Source organism: Microcoleus anatoxicus (genome assembly GCF_042465725.1).
Lineage (GTDB): Bacteria > Cyanobacteriota > Cyanobacteriia > Cyanobacteriales > Microcoleaceae > Microcoleus > Microcoleus anatoxicus.
The window spans coordinates 4,657,003-4,673,820 of sequence record NZ_CP120853.1 but is presented as its reverse complement, the minus strand read 5'-3'; the positions used below and the strand labels follow the sequence as shown (position 1 = coordinate 4,673,820).

Genomic DNA, 16,818 nt, shown 5'->3' with positions numbered 1-16,818 from the left:
TCTGGTTCTAAACACTAACAGCTACTTTCGATTCCTTTGCAGTCAACTTCTCGTAAGTCGCCCGCATTTTCAATCCCACCAACACTTGGAACAAACCAGTTCCATTATTGGAACCGGGATATTCGCGGTGCTGAAGCAATAGGTGAGTCAATTCACCTTCATACTTCGCAGAAGTCTTGCTTAAATGGCTCTCGATGTAAATCACTTCTTCGAGATTTTCAAACTGACCGTCTACTTCCAAAATCGAGACTTCGTGGCCGTAGAAAGCGTCTGGCCCGTAGTACATCTTAATTCCCGGATAGGAACAAGTCAGTTTCCGGCCGCAAGGAATCCAGTTAATTGTTGAACCTTCGTCAAACAAATATGCTGGCTCAAAGTTGGCGATGCCTTCGCGCTGGATCATCTGCACCCGCAGAACCTTCCGCTCTTTGTCATCCTTAATTAAATTGGTCGGCAATACTTGAATTACCACGTCAGCATATTGCTTTTGTGGGTCGATGTAGGCCGTAAAGTCTGGTTTGCGAGCGTTGATCGCAAACAGCACGTCTTCGTAACGGTGGCCTCGTTCCGCCATGTCGCGCTGGATTTTCCAAGCAATTTTTACTTCGTCGCTGATGTCGAGGTAGACGCTGAAGTCGAGGAGCGATCGCACTCGCTCATCATACAACGGGTGCAATCCTTCAATCACAATCACATGATTCGGCTCTACACGCTCAGGAGGATCGAGCAGACCGGTTTCGTGGTTGTAAATCGGCTTGTCGATTCCTCGGCCTTCTTTGAGCGCTTTCATTTGCTCGGCCATCAGGTCGAAATTGTTGGCTCTGGGGTCAAGGGCGGTAATCCCTGTTTCTTTGCGCTGTTTGCGATCGAGACAATGATAGTCGTCCAGACAGATCACGGTAACGAAATCTTCCCCGAACAAATCTGTCAATCGGCGCAAAAAGGTAGATTTTCCGCACCCGGAGTCTCCGGCAACGCCAATTAAAACCACGCGATCCGGCTTAGTTGTCATAGTTTCCCTCTAAAAAAATCACTGTTTAGTGACGCTCCTACACCAACCGCAAGCGATATGTTGTAGGCATCTGAGTCCGGTCAAGGATATCAAGAGCTTCCTTCAAGGTACTCCAATCGTTTCCCTCTACGGCGTTTTATAGTGAGGAACAGGTCCCGCCCCACTTGTCACATAAAAGCTGTTTTATCTAGACCTAGATTATTATTCTGCGATCCAAGATATGAGTATTTTACGAGAATTATTACAATGAGTGCTCGTCTCCTCGCCACCCAAAGAATGCTGGTTGGCTGCGCCCAACATCGCTGGGAGGATCGCTCCTCACCTCGCGTGGCTCTCATCCCACCCCAAATCAAAGATTATGGGCTGGGGATTCCCGCCTGTCTAGCTAACTTTAGTGGTTAATCTTACCAGAATGCGATCGCCCACTACAAGCTCAACGTCGATCGATTTTCGATTTTCGATTTTCGATTCGAGAATTAACGCCCTCAGTCATCAGACGTGCAGGAATAAATCCAGAACCTTGTAGCTGGCTGCTGTCGGTCAATAGGAGTCATTTGTTGCCCGATGCGGTATTCCATCGCCGGCCGCCGATCGAAAGGACTTGTCGGGGCTGATCCCGCGATCGGGTAAAATAGTCGCAGTACGCAGACAACAATAGCTATAGGTCAACACCTGAACGCAGCCGGACGAGGTTCGCGGGGGGGTGTTGGGCTAATTGGGAATTGGGGACGCGATCGACCAAAACTTGATATACCTACCCTCGGTGGCGAGGCTGAAAAATTGACCAAAAAACTGGGATACAAGCCCTTTCTTCGGTGGACGGCTTTGTGTTAAAATTGGATAGGTTGAAATCCCCACCTAAGATTGCAGCGATATACACTCATTTTGAGTTGAAACCGGGACTGATCCAGAAATAGGGAAAGACTGAAGGGCAATGGTTAAAATCCAACCTGGAAGCAAAATAAAAAGTATTGTTAATGTTTGTCAAACAAAACGATACATATAGTCGGGATAGGGCATTGCCACGACTCTAAACGGGCGCAGAGACAGGGTAAGACAACCGGGGGTTGCACCAGTCGATGAAGCGTCAAGAATCACCACACTTTTAGGGCGGTGAGTATGTCAAAACTCTGTATCGTGAAGGAAAAGCAACAAATGTACAGCCCAAGCATATCTGGTGTTGTGGCCAGCTCATTATCAGGCAGTCGCATCTTTGTCTATGAAGTCGAGGGTATGCGTCAGAGCGGTGAAACTGACCAAACAAGTAACCCAATTCGTCGTAGTGGTAACGTGTTTATCGCCGTCCCCTACGATCGCATGAATCAGGAAATGCGGAGGATTACTCGCATGGGTGGCAAAATAGTCAGCATTCGACCCTCCAACGACGCTCCCAAAACTCATGGCACTGTAGCACCAGAACTTGGACAACAGAGTCAGAAATCTGGAGAAACAACTAAGCCCATGACTCAAGCAAAGGAAAAGGTTCAGGTTCCAGTTAACCTCTACAAGCCCGCCAATCCCTATATTGGCAAGTGCATCTCTACAGAAGAATTGGTCAGAGAAGGCGGCGACGGCACTGTCCGCCACGTCACTTTTGACATCTCTGGAGGCAATTTGCACTATCTGGAAGGTCAAAGTATTGGCATTATTCCAGATGGTACTGATAAAAACGGCAAACCTCACAAAATTCGGCTTTATTCGATCGCCTCTACCCGTCACGGAGATAATTTGGATGACAAAACAGTCTCTCTGTGCGTGCGTCGGCTAGAGTACAAAAGCCCAGAAACCGGCGAACAAGTCTTTGGTGTTTGTTCGACTTTTCTGACAGGTTTGGAACCAGGGGCTGATGTCAAAATCACCGGCCCAGTAGGCAAAGAAATGTTATTGCCAGAAGATGAGGATGCCACCATTATTATGATGGCTACTGGTACAGGAATTGCTCCTTTCCGGGCTTATTTGTGGCGGATGTTCAAAGAAAACAATCCCGATTACAAATTCAAAGGTTTAGCTTGGCTGTTCTTTGGCGTAGCTTATACTCCCAACATTCTGTACAAGGAAGAGTTGGAGAAATTGCAGGCAGAATTCCCTGATAATTTCCGATTGACCTATGCCATCAGCCGCGAGCAAAAGAATGTTGACGGTGGCAAGATGTACATTCAAAATCGGATTCAAGAAAACGCTGATGAACTGTGGGAGTTAAATCAAAAGCCGAATACTCACACATACATCTGCGGTTTGAAGGGGATGGAAGGTGGAATTGATGAGGGAATGTCGGCGGCTGCTGGCAAGTTCGGCGTCGATTGGGCGGCCTATCAAAAACAATTGAAGAAAGATCATCGCTGGCACGTTGAAACCTATTAATGTGTAAGGTGATTTAATCTGAGTTGTAGGGTGGGCATGGCTCGCCCTATAATTGTTTAAAACAGGTGTAAGACTAAATTTTGGTTCATTACCCCCTTTGCTCATTCGGCGGTTGAAACCGCTACTATACAAACTTTCGTCCCAGCAGAGAGGGACTAAGAAATAAAGTGTAAAATATAAAGCAAGCTCACCGAAAAAGGGAGATAATTTACATGACCCTAATTTCTACCCAAAAACTGACCTTTGAAGAGTATCTGAACTATCAGGGAGAATCAGGTGTTTGTTATGAATTATATCGGGGACATATCATCGAAATGCCAACACCCACAGCCATACATATCAAAATAATTGAATTTTTGGTTTACCAGTTCCGGCGCTTCTTTGCAGCACACAACCTACCGCTAGTTGCAGTTGTTACTACCGCAGTCCGAACCGAGGAAAATTCTTCCCGTGTTCCTGATGTGGTGATTTGCACTCAGAGTCTTTGGGAACAAGTCTGCGCGCAATCTGGTTCCGCAGTCCTGGACTTTGAAGAAAAACCGCTGTTAGTGATCGAAGTTACCAGTCAAAATTGGCGGGATGACTACATCCGTAAACGGGCAGAATATGACTTGATTGATATTCCTGAATATTGGATTGTAGACCCCAATCTACTCAAAATACGAGTGTGTAGCCGTCCCGACAATGAAGGCAGTTATTCTCACCAGGAATTTTTGCCGGGACAGCAGGTTCAGTCTGTACAGTTCGCTGAATTTATTTTATCGGTGAATGAAGTGCTCTCTGGGCCGCTAGTAGAAGATTTAATTCGAGAAGAACAAGCACAGCGACAGCAGCTAGAACAGCAAGTCGAAAGATTAGCCCAGCGACTCCGAGAAATGGGGGTAGATATCGATACAGAAGTTTGAATTGTCATACCAAGTTAGATCCCCGACTTCTTAAAGAAGTCGGGGATATGTATATTGAGTTTAGTTAAATGGCAAATTGCTTGATTAGCATACAATGATTGTAGATTAGAGTTTCTACGGGTCAAAGTCGTGGCTTTCAAAATTTGTTTTCTAGGTTTTATTAAGTTTACTTACAAAAGCATAAATCTAAAAATTTATATGATAAGTAAATAATAAGGATATGCGAGATTCTGGATACGAGGGTCAGAAAGTAGCCTATGTCAGTAAAAATTATTCGGGCAGCCTTTCGCGAGATACAAAAACTATCTTATGACAATTCTCAGATAGTTTACAAGATTATCATTGATTTGAACCAAGGCAGCCATCAAGATGTTAAAAAATTACAGGGACATGACGAGCTATGGCGAACTCGTGATGGTGACTTGCGCGTGATCTGGCAACGAGATTCTGGCAATATTGTAGTGATTAAAGCTGGTTTGCGAGGAGATGTTTACGATCGGGTGTTTGACAGTCGCGATCGCACAGATCCGCTGGAAATAGAGGCAATAAAGGCAATAGAAGAATTGAATAAACCTCAAGGAACCGCGCTAGTAGATCATCCAGCTTATGAATTTTCACTAGAAGATAGTAATTGGAACAAAGAAGAAGATCGTTGGTACAAATTTATTTATGCCAACTATTATCGCTACTCGCCGGTGCTAACCCGTTACCAAAAACAGCCATTTGCTGAGTTGATGCAGCAGGGGATATGGTCTACAAACAATTGGTTAGTTCAGAGTGGGCCAGGAACGGGTAAAACTGTATGTGCGGCTCTTCTAGGTTGTGAACTTCATCGCGAGCAAGGGTGGAACACAATGCTTATTGTTCCTCCAGCATTGCGTGAAGATTTGGAAAATTACTCAGAGATCAAGAAGATAAAAGAGCAAAATCCCGAAGGTTTTTGGCTGGGTACTTTTCCTGATTGGGTGCGTGAAGTAGATCCAGAATTGGGCGCTCGCCTAGCAACTTCAGAGGAAGAATTAAAAGCTCTGCAAGAATTAGTGAGATTCGAGCCTTCAGCACCCAGCTTAGAAAATATTAGTTCGCGAGATGTTTTGCTATATCAAGCTTTTGTTCTGGATCGGGAAAATAATAACAACAATAGAAATCCCATCTTCCAAGAAAATAGAGAACGTATTGAAATTCTTGAGAGGATTAGACCGGAATTGTGGAGAAGAAGGTTAGGGGATCGCCTCTGTAACTTGGATGTTGCGACTCAACTTATATTTCCTCCGCCGGAGTTTCCCCCTCGTTACCAAAACCGGCCTACTATTTTAATTGTCGATGAAGCCCAAGATTTTTTGTTAGCTCAGTTAAAAGCTATAATTGCTGTAAGAGAAGCTTGGGAAAACCAGGGACATTCAACTTATCTCTGGTTGTTGGGAGACTTAAATCAGAGAATTCAACCCGTAGACTTTGACTGGGGGAAACTAGAGTTAGGCAGGCGCATTGAACTTAAGTACAACTATCGAAATTCACGCCATATCTTAAAGTTTGCCAATCAGTTTTTAGAATTTGCCAAAGAAAATGTTAGCTATCGTCGCCGGCAGTTTCCCGAACCGAGCGATCCTAAATATGCTGTTGAAGAAGGTGAAGAAGTGCGCTTACTAGAATACCCTTCATCGGAGTTAGCTTTAAAGTTTTTAGGGTTTTTAGATTCGCGAGTAAAAGCATCTGGAGAGGGACGGGGTGAAAGGTATTTTCTTCAGCAGTCAGCAAACCAGGTGAAAGTCCTTTGGACTAATCCAAATGAGAATCAAGACGAATTCAGTAGTATAGAAATTTTGAATGCAGAAAAAGCCAAAGGACGCGAGTTTGATGCTTGCGTAGCTTTTCGGATATTTGAGAATAATGGGACATCTCGGTTAGAAGAGAGTTTTCAATGGTACACATTGCTAACGCGCCCTCGCTCTCGCTTATTAGTGGTAGCAACTACAGAAGAAATAGAGAGAATTGGTAGGAGGTACTTTGAATGTTGCCAAACTATTGATGCTATTGATGCGGAACAAACTGCTAGTTGGATCGCTGAATTTGCGAGTGGTGTTGACGTAAGCCTGCTCAAAGATAACCCTCAAAAAACTCAAGAAAAGTTGCTGAAAGGCGGCTGTGACAATGGGCATCCATACTTAGATACTTATTTTGTTTTAAATTTAGCTAAAGTTGAAAGTAAAAGTATTGACGAATGGGAGCAAGAAGCAATCAAGAGATTGCAGAAGCATTACAATGATTTGCCAAAGGAATTAGAAAATGATACTGATTGCACTAACTCTTTAAAAGAGGAGTTAAAAAATGTTCCGTCTGAGAATATTTCTCTACGCTGTTTGCTATTACGGGCAATGAACTGTTCTTGGCAAGCAGTTGAGGAAGCGTCTGGTTTTCAAAATACTAATGAGAAGGAATATAAACGTTTAGTAGAAAGTATCGCCCAAGATTTAGAACACAAAAATTTAGTCTATGAAGCAGCGCGAGTCCGTGAGAAAATAGGGAAACCTATACCAAAACATTTTCATTTTTCTGATAAAATAGCCAATCGTTCTGGCTCTTTGGTATCGTTACTATGTCAGGCTATGCTCGATCGCCCTTTTCCAGATGCGTTGGACAAATAGACTGAAATAATTTATTATGAAGTGACTGTAATAGAGGTAAGTTGTGAAAATGCCAAATGATGTTGAAATAGTCGGTCAACTCGAAGATCTGTGGAAAATGATTAGTGATGGTATCACACTGGCTAATAAAGTGCTTGAGCAAGCAAAGGAAGTTGAGCTAGATGTATCCGCTGCGGAAAAGGCGAAAGCAGAAATCGCAGAAGTTATTGAGGTAGAGATATCCCGTGCGATAAGTGAAGTTCAGCCAGAAATATCCCGTGTAGAAACGGCGAAAGCAGAAATCGCAGAAGTTATTACACGGGCTAATAATGTGATTAAGCAAGTAAAGGCAGTTAATATCCGTGTAGAAACGGCGAAAGCAGAAATCGCAGAAGTTATTGAGGTGAAAATATCCCGTGCGATAAGTGAAGTTCAGCTAGAAATATCCCGTGCGGAAACGGTGAAATCAGAAATCGCAGAAGTTATGGAAGTGGAGATACCCCGTGCGAAAAGTGAAGTTCAGCTAGAAGTATCCCGTGCGGAAACAGCCAGAAGTGAAGTTCAGCTAGAAGTATCCCGTGCGGAAACGGTGAAAGCAGAAATCGTAGAAGTTATTGAGGTGGAGATACCCCGTGCGAAAAGTGAAGCTCAGACGCAATTGGAAGAAATTCGTCAGCTAACCAAACAGAATGAGAGTACATACAATGAATCTTTGCAAGAAAAACTAGAGTTAAATGAGCGTTATACATCATTTGAGTCTTTAATCAAAGAAATAGGGGGATCTGCGGGTTTAAAAGAGCTGCGCCGCGAGCTTCAGGAAGGGCGCGAGGTGGCGTTTAAACTTGAGACATATCATCAGCAAGAAAACCAGAAACTGTTGTTAGAAAAAATGGAGCAACAGCAACAGCAATTGCTCAGGGAAGGAAAACTGGAGCAAGAAAAGCAGAAGCTGTTGTTAGAAGGAATGGAGCAACAGCAACAGCAATTGATTCGGCAAGGAAAACTGGCAATTTTGATAGTCTCAGTGTGGGTTTTGTTAATTTCACTGATTAAGTGATAGTAACTGTCGGCATTTTTTCAACAGATATCTAGTAATTAAGATACTTTAGTCCAAAATATTTTACAATAGTTGTGTATTAATTGAGTTTGTATAGGTTAAAGTCGTGGCTATAAAAATTGGTTTGCTAGGTTTAGGTACAGTTGGCGCGGGAACGGCAGAGATTTTGCTCTCTACAGATGGCCGCCATCCGCTGTTGCAGGAATTGGAAATCTATCGGGTGGGTGTGCGCGATATTTCTCGAACTCGGTCTTTACAATTGCCAGAAAATGTGCTGACAACTGACCTGGAAGCGATCGCAACTGACCCGGATGTTGATATTGTAGTAGAATTAATTGGGGGATTGGAACCGGCGCGATCGCTCATTCTCCAGGCTATTGCTAACGGTAAGCACGTTGTCACCGCCAACAAAGCTGTGATTTCCCGCTACGGTCAAGAAATATTTGAAGCAGCCAACGCCAAAGGCGTTTATGTAATGTTAGAAGCTGCTGTCGGTGGCGGCATTCCAGTCATCCAAACTCTCAAACAATCCTTGGGTGCAAACCGCATTCAAACCGTAATTGGCATCGTCAACGGCACAACTAATTACATCCTGACACGGATGCAAACAGAAGGTGCAGACTTTGGTGAAGTCCTCGCCGACGCACAGCAATTAGGTTACGCTGAAGCTGACCCCGCAGCGGATGTAGATGGATTAGATGCTGCTGATAAAATCGCTATTTTAGCTTCCCTAGCTTTTGGAGGCAGGATTAAATTAGCAGATGTTTACTGCGAAGGTATCAGACAAGTTACGGCGTCTGATATTGACTATGCAGACAAACTGGGATTTGTAATTAAGTTGCTAGCAATTGCTCAAAAAAACTGCCAAACTACGGAAGAAAATGGGGATAAAGAAAACGAACTTATTTCCATTCGGGTGCATCCTACCTGCGTGTCAAAAACTCATCCGCTGGCCAGTGTCAATGGTGTTTATAATGCAATTTTAGTAGAAGGAGAGCCGATCGGGCAATTGATGCTCTACGGGCGCGGTGCCGGTGCCGGACCCACCGCTAGTGCGGTAGTATCCGATATTATGAATATTGCAGCTATTCTGAAAACCGAAACTGTTCCAATTCCCCATCCTTTGCTCAGTTGCAATCACCAACACTATTGCCAAATAGCAAAAATGGAGGAACTGGTAACGCGGTTTTATGCTCGTTTCCTGACTCGCGATACTCCGGGGGTAATTGGCAAATTAGGGACTTGTTTCGGCAACCACAAAGTTAGTTTGCAATCTGTTGTGCAGACGGGAATTCATGGCGATTTAGTAGAAATTGTAGTCGTGAGTCACGATGTTAAAGAAGGTAATTTCCAACAGGCGATCGCGGAAATTAGGGCGATGGAGTCGATTCATAGCATTGCGAGTATTCTGCGAGTTTTGTAAAGGTCGATCGCACACTGTTTTTGCAAATATTGTAGGGGCGGGTTTTACCAACCATAATGGTCAAAAACCAACAATCTCATAAACCCGCTCCGGCTTCTGTGCATAACTTCTGTTAATATGAGCTAGCTCATATTCATTGATCCGCGTTAGTGGGATAATGAAAGAGTCATCTTTACCAGATACTTTCTGATGCTAGAAACATTTTCTCAGTGTTTAAATTTATCTCCTGAAACCTCAGAATCATTGCTCTCACTTCCCTTGACCACTTTGCTAGATTCACCGGAACTTAGTCAACTTTTGGGAAGCCTCGATACTAATTTACTCAAAGAAACTTTGCCTACTGCTGGAACTGTTCTAGCTCAAAAGCTCCCGCCTTTTTACGACTGGTTGCAAACTGAACTAGGAATTAAAAACGTCCCAGACAGTCCCGATCATGCTACCAAATGGGTAGTCGGTTTTTTGAGAAATCAAGAAAGTTTAACTCGTTTAGTTGAATTGCACAAATCGATTCCCAGACAGGCATTAGAACGATCGATCCCTCGTTTAGTTAGCGCCTTTGATGAGGTTCAACCCACCGCCGTAAAGCAAGAATGGGAAAAAGCTGTTGCAGCACTCTGTTTGGTACTCGCCGTCGCAGCCCGCGAAAATCCGTCGCCGGCGCTATGAAGCGATTTGAGGCGAGTTTAGATAAAGCGGCTTTTTCGGAAAATTTGTAATTGAGTGCGATCGATCTTAACTACCAGTGGTTTTCGCCGATTTAGGACGATCGCATTATGTCTATTAAGCAAAATTAACTGAGCCAATAATACCATCAATACTCGCCGTTTCCGAAACTTGCCATCAAAAGTGGCTCTGTGGACGATCGCCTCTTCTATCTTATACCACCAGTTTTCGCCTTTGTGGGAAACTATCAAAATTGTTCCCGGTATATAATCGCCTCGATTTGCCCAGAAAGCATACCTTTCACCTAAAGTAAAGTAGTGAAAAACCTTTGTAGCTGTAGAAGTTTTAGCTAACTTTTCCGAAACCCCCAAAGCATTAAAAGTTACAGTCGAGCGAATATAATCTGGGTATTTTGCTACTATTTGTTGAGCAACTTTACCGCCCAAACTTTCTCCGATGACATCCGCCGAATTTCCCCTGGTACACTGCTGCTTAATCCAATCAATAGCACCCACAGTTTCCGCAGATTTTAACTGCCGATCTAATTTTGCGATAAACACATCGGGTGTATCTTCCAAAACGCGATCGAAAGGATACCATGAACCATAACCACGAAGCACCAAAACCGGTGGATTATTAATAGAAACAGGAAGTCTAGCTTCAGCATAAAAACCTGTATCAGGATGTTCAAACACTTTTTCTACTAGATAACCATCTATAATTTCTCCTTCGGCGTGCCGAACATAAATTGAAGGATTACTGGGTTTGAAAGTGTCGTGCAGTTGAGGTTTGGCAAATTTTTCGTAGATTGCATCTAGCAAGTGTCTTCCTGTTTTGCGATCGAAAAAATCCGATTTTATTATTTTCATTATACGCTATGGGCAGGTTTTACCAACAATATCTAATAGCTACAAACAATCTACATAAACCCACGCCCACACAACTTTTACTCATTTTAAATCCCAAAAATCTAGGCTGGGATTTGCCACTGCACGAGGACGGGTTTTAGAGATTGTCAATTATTGGCAAATATTTTAGGTAAAACCCGCCCCTACAGCTTTTTGATGATAATGCTGCAAGATGTGAGTTCTACCCGACACTTCCTTCGAGTTTCAAACTCAACAATTTGTCAGCTTCTGCGGCAAATTCCATCGGTAACTGATTGAAAACATCTTTACAGAAACCGCTAATCATCATCGAAATAGCATTTTCTGCGGAAATTCCCCGCTGTGCAAAGAAGAACAATTGCTCTTCCCCAATCTTGGAAGTCGAAGCTTCGTGTTCCACTTTAGCAGTATGGTTCTGCACTTGAATATAGGGGAAAGTATTCGCTTGAGCGTTATCGCCAATCAGCATCGAATCGCACTGAGAATAATTCCGAGCGCCTTTAGCACTCGGCCCCATTTTCACTAAGCCGCGATAGCTGTTGGCAGAATTTCCCGCCGAAATTCCTTTGGAAATAATCGTGCTGCGAGTGTTTTTGCCGACGTGGATCATTTTGGTGCCGGTGTCAGCTTGCTGTTTGTTGTTTGTCAGCGCTACCGAGTAGAATTCGCCTACGGAGTTGTCGCCGACTAATACGCAACTGGGATATTTCCAAGTAATCGCGGAACCGGTTTCTACTTGCGTCCAAGAAATCTTGGAATTGACTCCTTGACACAAGCCACGTTTGGTAACAAAGTTGTAAATTCCACCTTTGCCATTTACATCGCCGGCGTACCAGTTTTGTACTGTTGAATATTTGATATCAGCATTGTCCATTGTTACCAATTCCACGACGGCGGCGTGTAGTTGGTTGGTGTCAAACATCGGTGCGGTGCAGCCTTCGAGATAACTAACAGAGCTGTTTTCTTCTGCGACAATTAGGGTGCGCTCGAACTGGCCGGAATCTCCGTTGTTGATGCGAAAATAGGTGGATAATTCCATCGGGCATTTTACGCCTTTGGGGATGTAAACGAAGGAACCGTCGCTGAATACGGCGGAGTTGAGGGCTGCGAAAAAGTTGTCGCCAACGGGTACAACGCTGCCGAGATATTTTTCTATTAATTCGGGATAATCTTTGACTGCTTCTGAGATGGAACAGAATATTACGCCGTCTTTGGCTAGTTTTTCTCTAAATGTTGTGGCGATGGAAACGCTGTCGAAAACGGCATCGACGGCGACATTTCCTAGGCGCTTTTGTTCGGAGAGGGGAATTCCCAATTTCTCGAAGGTTTCGAGGAGTGTCGGGTCTACTTCATCCAAACTGTTGAGCTTTTTGGGCTTTTGTTTTGGCGCTGAATAGTAGATAATTTGTTGGTAGTCGATCGCCGGATAGTTGACATGAGGCCAGGTGGGCTCGGTCATTGTCAGCCATTTGCGGTATGCTTTGAGGCGGAATTGCAGCATGAATTCCGGTTCGTTTTTCTTGGAGGAAATCAGCCGCACTACATCTTCGCTCAAGCCGCGGGGGATGGTGTCTGACTCGATGTCGGTGACGAAGCCGTATTTGTAGGGTTGGTTGACGAGGGTTGTGACTGTAGAGCTCATGATTTTGCGTGTTCAGTGTTCTAGATAATGCTCTCAAAGATGGCAGACGGGCTAATGACTGTCTGGGCTTGAGCGAGTTCTGCTGGACTGCTCTGTTGAGTTAAACAACAAATCTGTTGCTTAACTATATTTTAAGCTACATTAACAATAGCGATCTTGTCAAAGTCAAATTAATATTTTTTTGTGAAGATGATGCAGACTCAGCAGACTTCCACTAAACAAGACATCTTGCAGTTTTTGCTCAAGGGGGGTCAAGGGACGGCTCTTGAGTTGGCAGAGTCTTTGAATATTAGTCCCCAGGCGATTCGCAGACATTTGAAGGATTTGGAGGGGGAGGGGCTGATTCAGTATCAGTCGGTGCAGGCTGGGATGGGGCGACCGCAGCACATCTATGAGCTTACCAGTCTGGGGCGCGATCGCTTCGGGAATCGTTATGGTGATTTTGCGGTTTCTTTTCTGGATACTTTAGCTGAAACTGTTGGCCGCGAGCAGGTGATTTCGATTCTGCAAAAGCAGTGGGAACGGAAGGCGATGGAGTACCGCCGGTTGGTGGGTGCGGGTTCGCTGGAAGAGCGGGTGAGTGGGTTGGTGGAGCTTCGGAAGGCTGAAGGTTATATGGCTGAGTGTTATCCTGTAGAATCTGTAGGTGTGGAAATGTGCGATCGCGATGTTAAGGGCGATCGATTTGTGTTTATGGAACACAATTGTGCTATTTCTAATGTGGCTGAAACTTTTCCGAGTGTCTGTGGTAATGAATTAGAAATGTTTGCGGCTGTGTTGCCGGATTGTACTGTGGAGCGGACTCACTGGATTATTGATGGGGAACATCGCTGCGGTTATTTGATTGCTAGAAGGAAGTCATTAGTCAGTAGTCAGTAGTCAGTAGTCAGTAGTCAGTAGTCAGTAGTCAGTAGTCAGTAGTCATTAGTCATTAGTCAGTAGTCAGTAGTCAGTAGTCAGTAGTCAGTAGTCAGTAGTCAGTAGTCAGTAGTTATTAGTCAGTAGTTATTAGTCAGTAGTTATTAGTCATTAGTCAGTAGTCAGTAGTCAGTAGTCAACAGTCAGTAGTCAACAAATAACTATGGAACCATTAGCTGATTTTTTAAAGCCGGAAGAGTGCGCGGAAGTTGATATGGCGCTGTTGTCGTCGAAGGAGAAGTTTTCGGCGCGGCTGGCTATTTATGCTTTGAGGGTGTTGAAGCAAATTGCTGGGGAGACTGGTTTACCGGTGGCTGAGGTGACAAATGGGCAAGTGATGGATTGGGTTAAGAATGATGAGAGTATTCAGCAGTCAATTCAAGTTGATGCTAGTTTTGAAAACTTTTTTACAAATTTGGTGGTTGCGTCTTTGCGGCCTTTGAGGCAAATTGCGGCAGAATCTGAAGGGGCGATCGAGCAATTAACAGTTAAGCAGGTTGTGGCGTGGTTTGAGAAGGACGGGAAGATTCGCAGAGAACAGGGTGTGGATGCGGCGTTTTTGGATTTGTGAGGTTAATTGAGGCGCGACTGTTTCATTCTTTGTAGGGGCAATCCCCCCGTGGTTGCCCCGATACCTGAAATGCCCACCAATCGCCTATGGGCTGGGCGGGCACGGGGGCACCGCCCCTACAAAACCTTGGTTGTTCTGAGGGCGAACGTCAAAAATATTTCAAAAAGGGGTTGACAAACCTAGGGGAGTTTGGTAATGTAATAAATGTCGAGCGAAATAGATGCAGCGCATCAAGTTTAACGCAGACACAGGATTCAAAGTTTTCAAAGCTTTCCTGGTGCTTATGATGTAATGGAACCACTCCGATCCATCCCGAACTCGGTTGTTAAACGTTGCTATGGCGAAGATACTCGGCGGGTCACTGCCCGGTAAAATAGCTCGGTGCCAGGTTAATAATAAATTAAAGCTCTTTTCCCACAACAACGGAAAAGAGCTTTAGTTTTTGGGGAGTTATTTCATGTAGAGCCTGTAACTTCATCAAGAAATATTTTGACAAGCTTTACGCTATCCAATGCCATTGTGTTCTCATCTATCCATCGATTATCTTGTATTGAAACTTGCAGAGTCTTGCCTGGTCTTAGTATACTACTGATGCTTGAAACCACTGCTTTATTTTTGCCTGCGGGTTTATTTAACTGCTTCAAATCATTCTTCGTTAATTGATTGGTATCAATACCAGCAACATAGTCAGTAGCAAGAAAGAATAGATTTGGATAGTTTAACTTGGCACATTCTAACAAAATATCTTCTAAAGTTCCTGACTCACTGTTATTCGGCGCGATAAAAATCCCGCATCGAGGGGAACCTTTCGCCACTTCCCCCAGTATCGAAGGTAAAGACAAACCAAGTCGAGACAACTCAGGAATTAGTTTCTCGAATCTTTGTTGAGGTGTTTCGATATCATCAGCATCTAGAAAAATACCAATCCCAAAAATTTCTGAAGATGGCACTATAGCAAGGCTTTCCTCGATCGTATTTGATAAGCCTGTGATTCCAGTAGCACTATGCAAAGCAACGGATAAGTCTGCATTTTGCAAAAAGATTGGAACGGGTACGCGCTTCATCAAGTCACCATTTATGGGGAATGTTTTAGGTACTAATGGTTCCCAAAATGAGTCTAATTCAGATAAAAGAGTAACTCGTTTTAAACCGTAAAATTTGAGAAAGCAAATCAAGAATTCAATATCTTGAGGACCTTCTGCAACTATGTAACAGTACCTAACCATAATCACCTCACATCCAGTCCACGCTCTGAGCGCAACCTATGTAACAAATCACCAGAAAACCTCTGGGGTGCTTGTCCATTATGGTTTAGCCGAAAAGCTACAACATCTTCTGTAGCAATTTTAGGCTGTAGCATTGCATCAATAGCTTCAAGACTATGGGTGGTTACAAAAAGCTGTATTTCTCGGCGGCGACAGGTTTCAATCAGCCAAGAAAATACGCTACCAAGAGCTGAAACATGGATAGATGTCTCGATTTCATCAATTAGCAGTACACCATTAGCTGTTGTCAACAATGTAAGAGCAATAATTAATGTTCGCTTCAATCCATCACCAAATACATATAGAGGAGTCAAACCAAGCTCTTTATGTTTTATGTAAATAGTTGCTGTAGCGGTTGGCGAAAGTATTTGAATATCAAGAATGTTATCATCAAACGATTGCATCAGTTCTAATAATTCATTTTTACCATCTTCTTGTTGCAAGATGATTCGTGAAAGATGCTCTAAGATTGGCTCTGAAGAAGAATAGGAAGGAAAAATAGTTGCATTTTTAACGATTGGTTTATTGCGTCGGCGCTGGACAAATCGCTCGTTTTCCCAAAACTGAAATATTTCACTTTTTGGCTCAGAAGGAAATAAACTAAGTTGGCCTGAACTAATTTTTCCTGGAACTAAGTTGAGTACAATTTCTAATTCTAGGCCTGCTCTAACTGAGTCAATTTCAGAAGAAGAGACATCTTCTTCGGCAGAAGATATATCTTCTTCAAATCTGTTTTGATTGTTTTTTTCTACTCCACTCCCATAAATTTCTCCAAGCTTTGCTCTCAATTCATGTATGGGTGCATTCCCATTTACTTCGATGAGAATTTCAGCTTGATAAAATTCGTCGTTAGAAGCATCTGTTTTTTGACAGAAAATCCATTTCAATGCCTCGATGTTTGGTCGAAGTGTCATTAATTGCGATCGACCGAGATATAATCTGCGTTGTGAAACTTCAAGCCATTGAAATGGATCGAGTGGATTGCAGAGAATGGAAACAGCTTCAAGGATGCTAGTTTTTCCTGCATTGTTATCGCCCACAAAAATATTCACCTGTCCTAGTTGAGACAGATTTACTAATTTAAGGGCGCGATAGCCACTGATTTGTAAACGGTCAAATACCTGAGACATGGGAATTGGCTATAATAGCCTGATTATTTTAACATTATCATTAATCGAAGAGCGCGATCGGGTTTACTGTTGTCAAACAGAATCGCACTGACAATTGCATTTGTATCAAAAACGTAGCGCATCTCACTCCTCAAAAAGAATTGAATCCAAAATTTCTGGGGTCAATCCTCGCGATTGAGCATTCCGACTCATCTCACTCATTACCTCCTCTAGGGGTCTTTTGCGTCGAATTGCATCACTAAGTTTCAGGCTAAGTAATGCCTCCAATTTACGACGCTGTTCTTCAGAAGCAGCCTCAAATATTTTGGCAACTTCAGCATTAACGCGAATTGCGATCGTTTTGGTTTGCATGATAATAAG

The 16,818-nt window shown here is 43.5% G+C and carries 15 protein-coding genes and 1 rRNA gene; 10 read left to right on the top strand and 6 right to left on the bottom strand.

Going from position 1 to position 16,818, the window contains the following annotated elements:
* Nucleotides 1-7: 7 nt before the first annotated feature.
* Nucleotides 8-1,012: a phosphoribulokinase gene (locus P2A85_RS20340; protein ID WP_340519714.1), complete on the bottom strand. Its 1,005-nt coding sequence runs from the start codon at nt 1,010-1,012 to the stop codon at nt 8-10.
* A 246-nt stretch (nt 1,013-1,258) separates the two neighbouring features.
* On the opposite strand from P2A85_RS20340, the gene P2A85_RS20335 reads away from it, so the two are divergent.
* The 7 genes from P2A85_RS20335 (at nt 1,259) to P2A85_RS20305 (ending at nt 10,048) form a co-directional block, all read left to right on the top strand.
* Entirely contained in the window at nt 1,259-1,414 is a 156-nt protein-coding gene (locus P2A85_RS20335; RefSeq protein ID WP_377475133.1) for a hypothetical protein, read from the top strand.
* A 753-nt stretch (nt 1,415-2,167) separates the two neighbouring features.
* The gene (gene petH, locus P2A85_RS20330; RefSeq protein WP_377475131.1) at nt 2,168-3,373 is read left to right on the top strand and encodes a ferredoxin--NADP reductase; all 1,206 of its coding nucleotides are present in this window, start codon (nt 2,168-2,170) and stop codon (nt 3,371-3,373) included.
* A 212-nt stretch (nt 3,374-3,585) separates the two neighbouring features.
* Nucleotides 3,586-4,278: a Uma2 family endonuclease gene (locus tag P2A85_RS20325; RefSeq protein ID WP_377475129.1), complete on the top strand. Its 693-nt coding sequence runs from the start codon at nt 3,586-3,588 to the stop codon at nt 4,276-4,278.
* 257 nt (nt 4,279-4,535) lie between these two features.
* On the top strand, nt 4,536-6,923 hold the full coding sequence (locus P2A85_RS20320) for a hypothetical protein (RefSeq protein WP_377475127.1): 2,388 nt from the start codon (nt 4,536-4,538) through the stop codon (nt 6,921-6,923).
* Nucleotides 6,924-6,972: 49 nt separating this feature from the next.
* Nucleotides 6,973-7,959: a hypothetical protein gene (locus P2A85_RS20315; protein ID WP_377475125.1), complete on the top strand. Its 987-nt coding sequence runs from the start codon at nt 6,973-6,975 to the stop codon at nt 7,957-7,959.
* Between the two features lie 106 nt (nt 7,960-8,065).
* Entirely contained in the window at nt 8,066-9,382 is a 1,317-nt protein-coding gene (locus P2A85_RS20310) for a homoserine dehydrogenase (protein ID WP_377475123.1), read from the top strand.
* Between the two features lie 189 nt (nt 9,383-9,571).
* Entirely contained in the window at nt 9,572-10,048 is a 477-nt protein-coding gene (locus P2A85_RS20305) for a hypothetical protein (RefSeq protein ID WP_340519706.1), read from the top strand.
* 17 nt (nt 10,049-10,065) lie between these two features.
* Here the strand turns inward: P2A85_RS20305 and P2A85_RS20300 are convergent, their stop codons facing one another.
* Together P2A85_RS20300 and sufB are read right to left on the bottom strand one after the other, a co-directional pair.
* Nucleotides 10,066-10,914, bottom strand: coding sequence for a hypothetical protein (locus tag P2A85_RS20300; protein WP_377475121.1), 849 nt, complete (start codon nt 10,912-10,914; stop codon nt 10,066-10,068).
* A gap of 220 nt (nt 10,915-11,134) precedes the next feature.
* Nucleotides 11,135-12,574 (bottom strand): Fe-S cluster assembly protein SufB, encoded by a 1,440-nt coding sequence (gene sufB, locus P2A85_RS20295; RefSeq protein WP_341736317.1) that lies wholly within the window; start codon nt 12,572-12,574, stop codon nt 11,135-11,137.
* 189 nt (nt 12,575-12,763) lie between these two features.
* Here sufB and sufR point away from each other — a divergent pair, with 189 nt between their 5' ends.
* The 3 genes from sufR (at nt 12,764) to rrf (ending at nt 14,453) form a co-directional block, all read left to right on the top strand.
* The gene (sufR, locus tag P2A85_RS20290; RefSeq protein WP_377475118.1) at nt 12,764-13,453 is read left to right on the top strand and encodes an iron-sulfur cluster biosynthesis transcriptional regulator SufR; all 690 of its coding nucleotides are present in this window, start codon (nt 12,764-12,766) and stop codon (nt 13,451-13,453) included.
* A 202-nt stretch (nt 13,454-13,655) separates the two neighbouring features.
* Nucleotides 13,656-14,063 carry a hypothetical protein gene (locus P2A85_RS20285; RefSeq protein WP_377475116.1) on the top strand — a complete coding sequence of 136 codons (408 nt, stop codon included), beginning with the start codon at nt 13,656-13,658 and terminating at the stop codon, nt 14,061-14,063.
* A 273-nt stretch (nt 14,064-14,336) separates the two neighbouring features.
* Nucleotides 14,337-14,453 (top strand): 5S ribosomal RNA (gene rrf, locus P2A85_RS20280).
* 65 nt (nt 14,454-14,518) lie between these two features.
* Here the strand turns inward: rrf and P2A85_RS20275 are convergent.
* From P2A85_RS20275 to P2A85_RS20265, 3 genes are all read right to left on the bottom strand, one after another.
* Nucleotides 14,519-15,289, bottom strand: a complete 771-nt coding sequence (locus tag P2A85_RS20275; RefSeq protein WP_096829563.1) for a DUF3226 domain-containing protein — start codon at nt 15,287-15,289, stop codon at nt 14,519-14,521.
* A 2-nt stretch (nt 15,290-15,291) separates the two neighbouring features.
* The gene (locus P2A85_RS20270) at nt 15,292-16,458 is read right to left on the bottom strand and encodes an ATP/GTP-binding protein (RefSeq protein WP_377475114.1); all 1,167 of its coding nucleotides are present in this window, start codon (nt 16,456-16,458) and stop codon (nt 15,292-15,294) included.
* Between the two features lie 123 nt (nt 16,459-16,581).
* Complete coding sequence (locus P2A85_RS20265) at nt 16,582-16,809, bottom strand: hypothetical protein (protein ID WP_371114028.1); 228 nt, start codon at nt 16,807-16,809, stop codon at nt 16,582-16,584.
* Nucleotides 16,810-16,818 lie beyond the last annotated feature (9 nt).

Coding starts and splice junctions, on each gene's coding strand:
- P2A85_RS20340 (WP_340519714.1), bottom strand. CDS start 1,012: ATGACAACTAAGCCGGATCGCGTGGTTTTAATTGGCGTTGCCGGAGAC.
- P2A85_RS20335 (WP_377475133.1), top strand. CDS start 1,259: ATGAGTGCTCGTCTCCTCGCCACCCAAAGAATGCTGGTTGGCTGCGCC.
- petH (WP_377475131.1), top strand. CDS start 2,168: ATGTACAGCCCAAGCATATCTGGTGTTGTGGCCAGCTCATTATCAGGC.
- P2A85_RS20325 (WP_377475129.1), top strand. CDS start 3,586: ATGACCCTAATTTCTACCCAAAAACTGACCTTTGAAGAGTATCTGAAC.
- P2A85_RS20320 (WP_377475127.1), top strand. CDS start 4,536: ATGTCAGTAAAAATTATTCGGGCAGCCTTTCGCGAGATACAAAAACTA.
- P2A85_RS20315 (WP_377475125.1), top strand. CDS start 6,973: ATGCCAAATGATGTTGAAATAGTCGGTCAACTCGAAGATCTGTGGAAA.
- P2A85_RS20305 (WP_340519706.1), top strand. CDS start 9,572: ATGCTAGAAACATTTTCTCAGTGTTTAAATTTATCTCCTGAAACCTCA.
- P2A85_RS20300 (WP_377475121.1), bottom strand. CDS start 10,914: ATGAAAATAATAAAATCGGATTTTTTCGATCGCAAAACAGGAAGACAC.
- sufB (WP_341736317.1), bottom strand. CDS start 12,574: ATGAGCTCTACAGTCACAACCCTCGTCAACCAACCCTACAAATACGGC.
- sufR (WP_377475118.1), top strand. CDS start 12,764: ATGATGCAGACTCAGCAGACTTCCACTAAACAAGACATCTTGCAGTTT.
- P2A85_RS20285 (WP_377475116.1), top strand. CDS start 13,656: ATGGAACCATTAGCTGATTTTTTAAAGCCGGAAGAGTGCGCGGAAGTT.
- P2A85_RS20275 (WP_096829563.1), bottom strand. CDS start 15,289: ATGGTTAGGTACTGTTACATAGTTGCAGAAGGTCCTCAAGATATTGAA.
- P2A85_RS20270 (WP_377475114.1), bottom strand. CDS start 16,458: ATGTCTCAGGTATTTGACCGTTTACAAATCAGTGGCTATCGCGCCCTT.
- P2A85_RS20265 (WP_371114028.1), bottom strand. CDS start 16,809: ATGCAAACCAAAACGATCGCAATTCGCGTTAATGCTGAAGTTGCCAAA.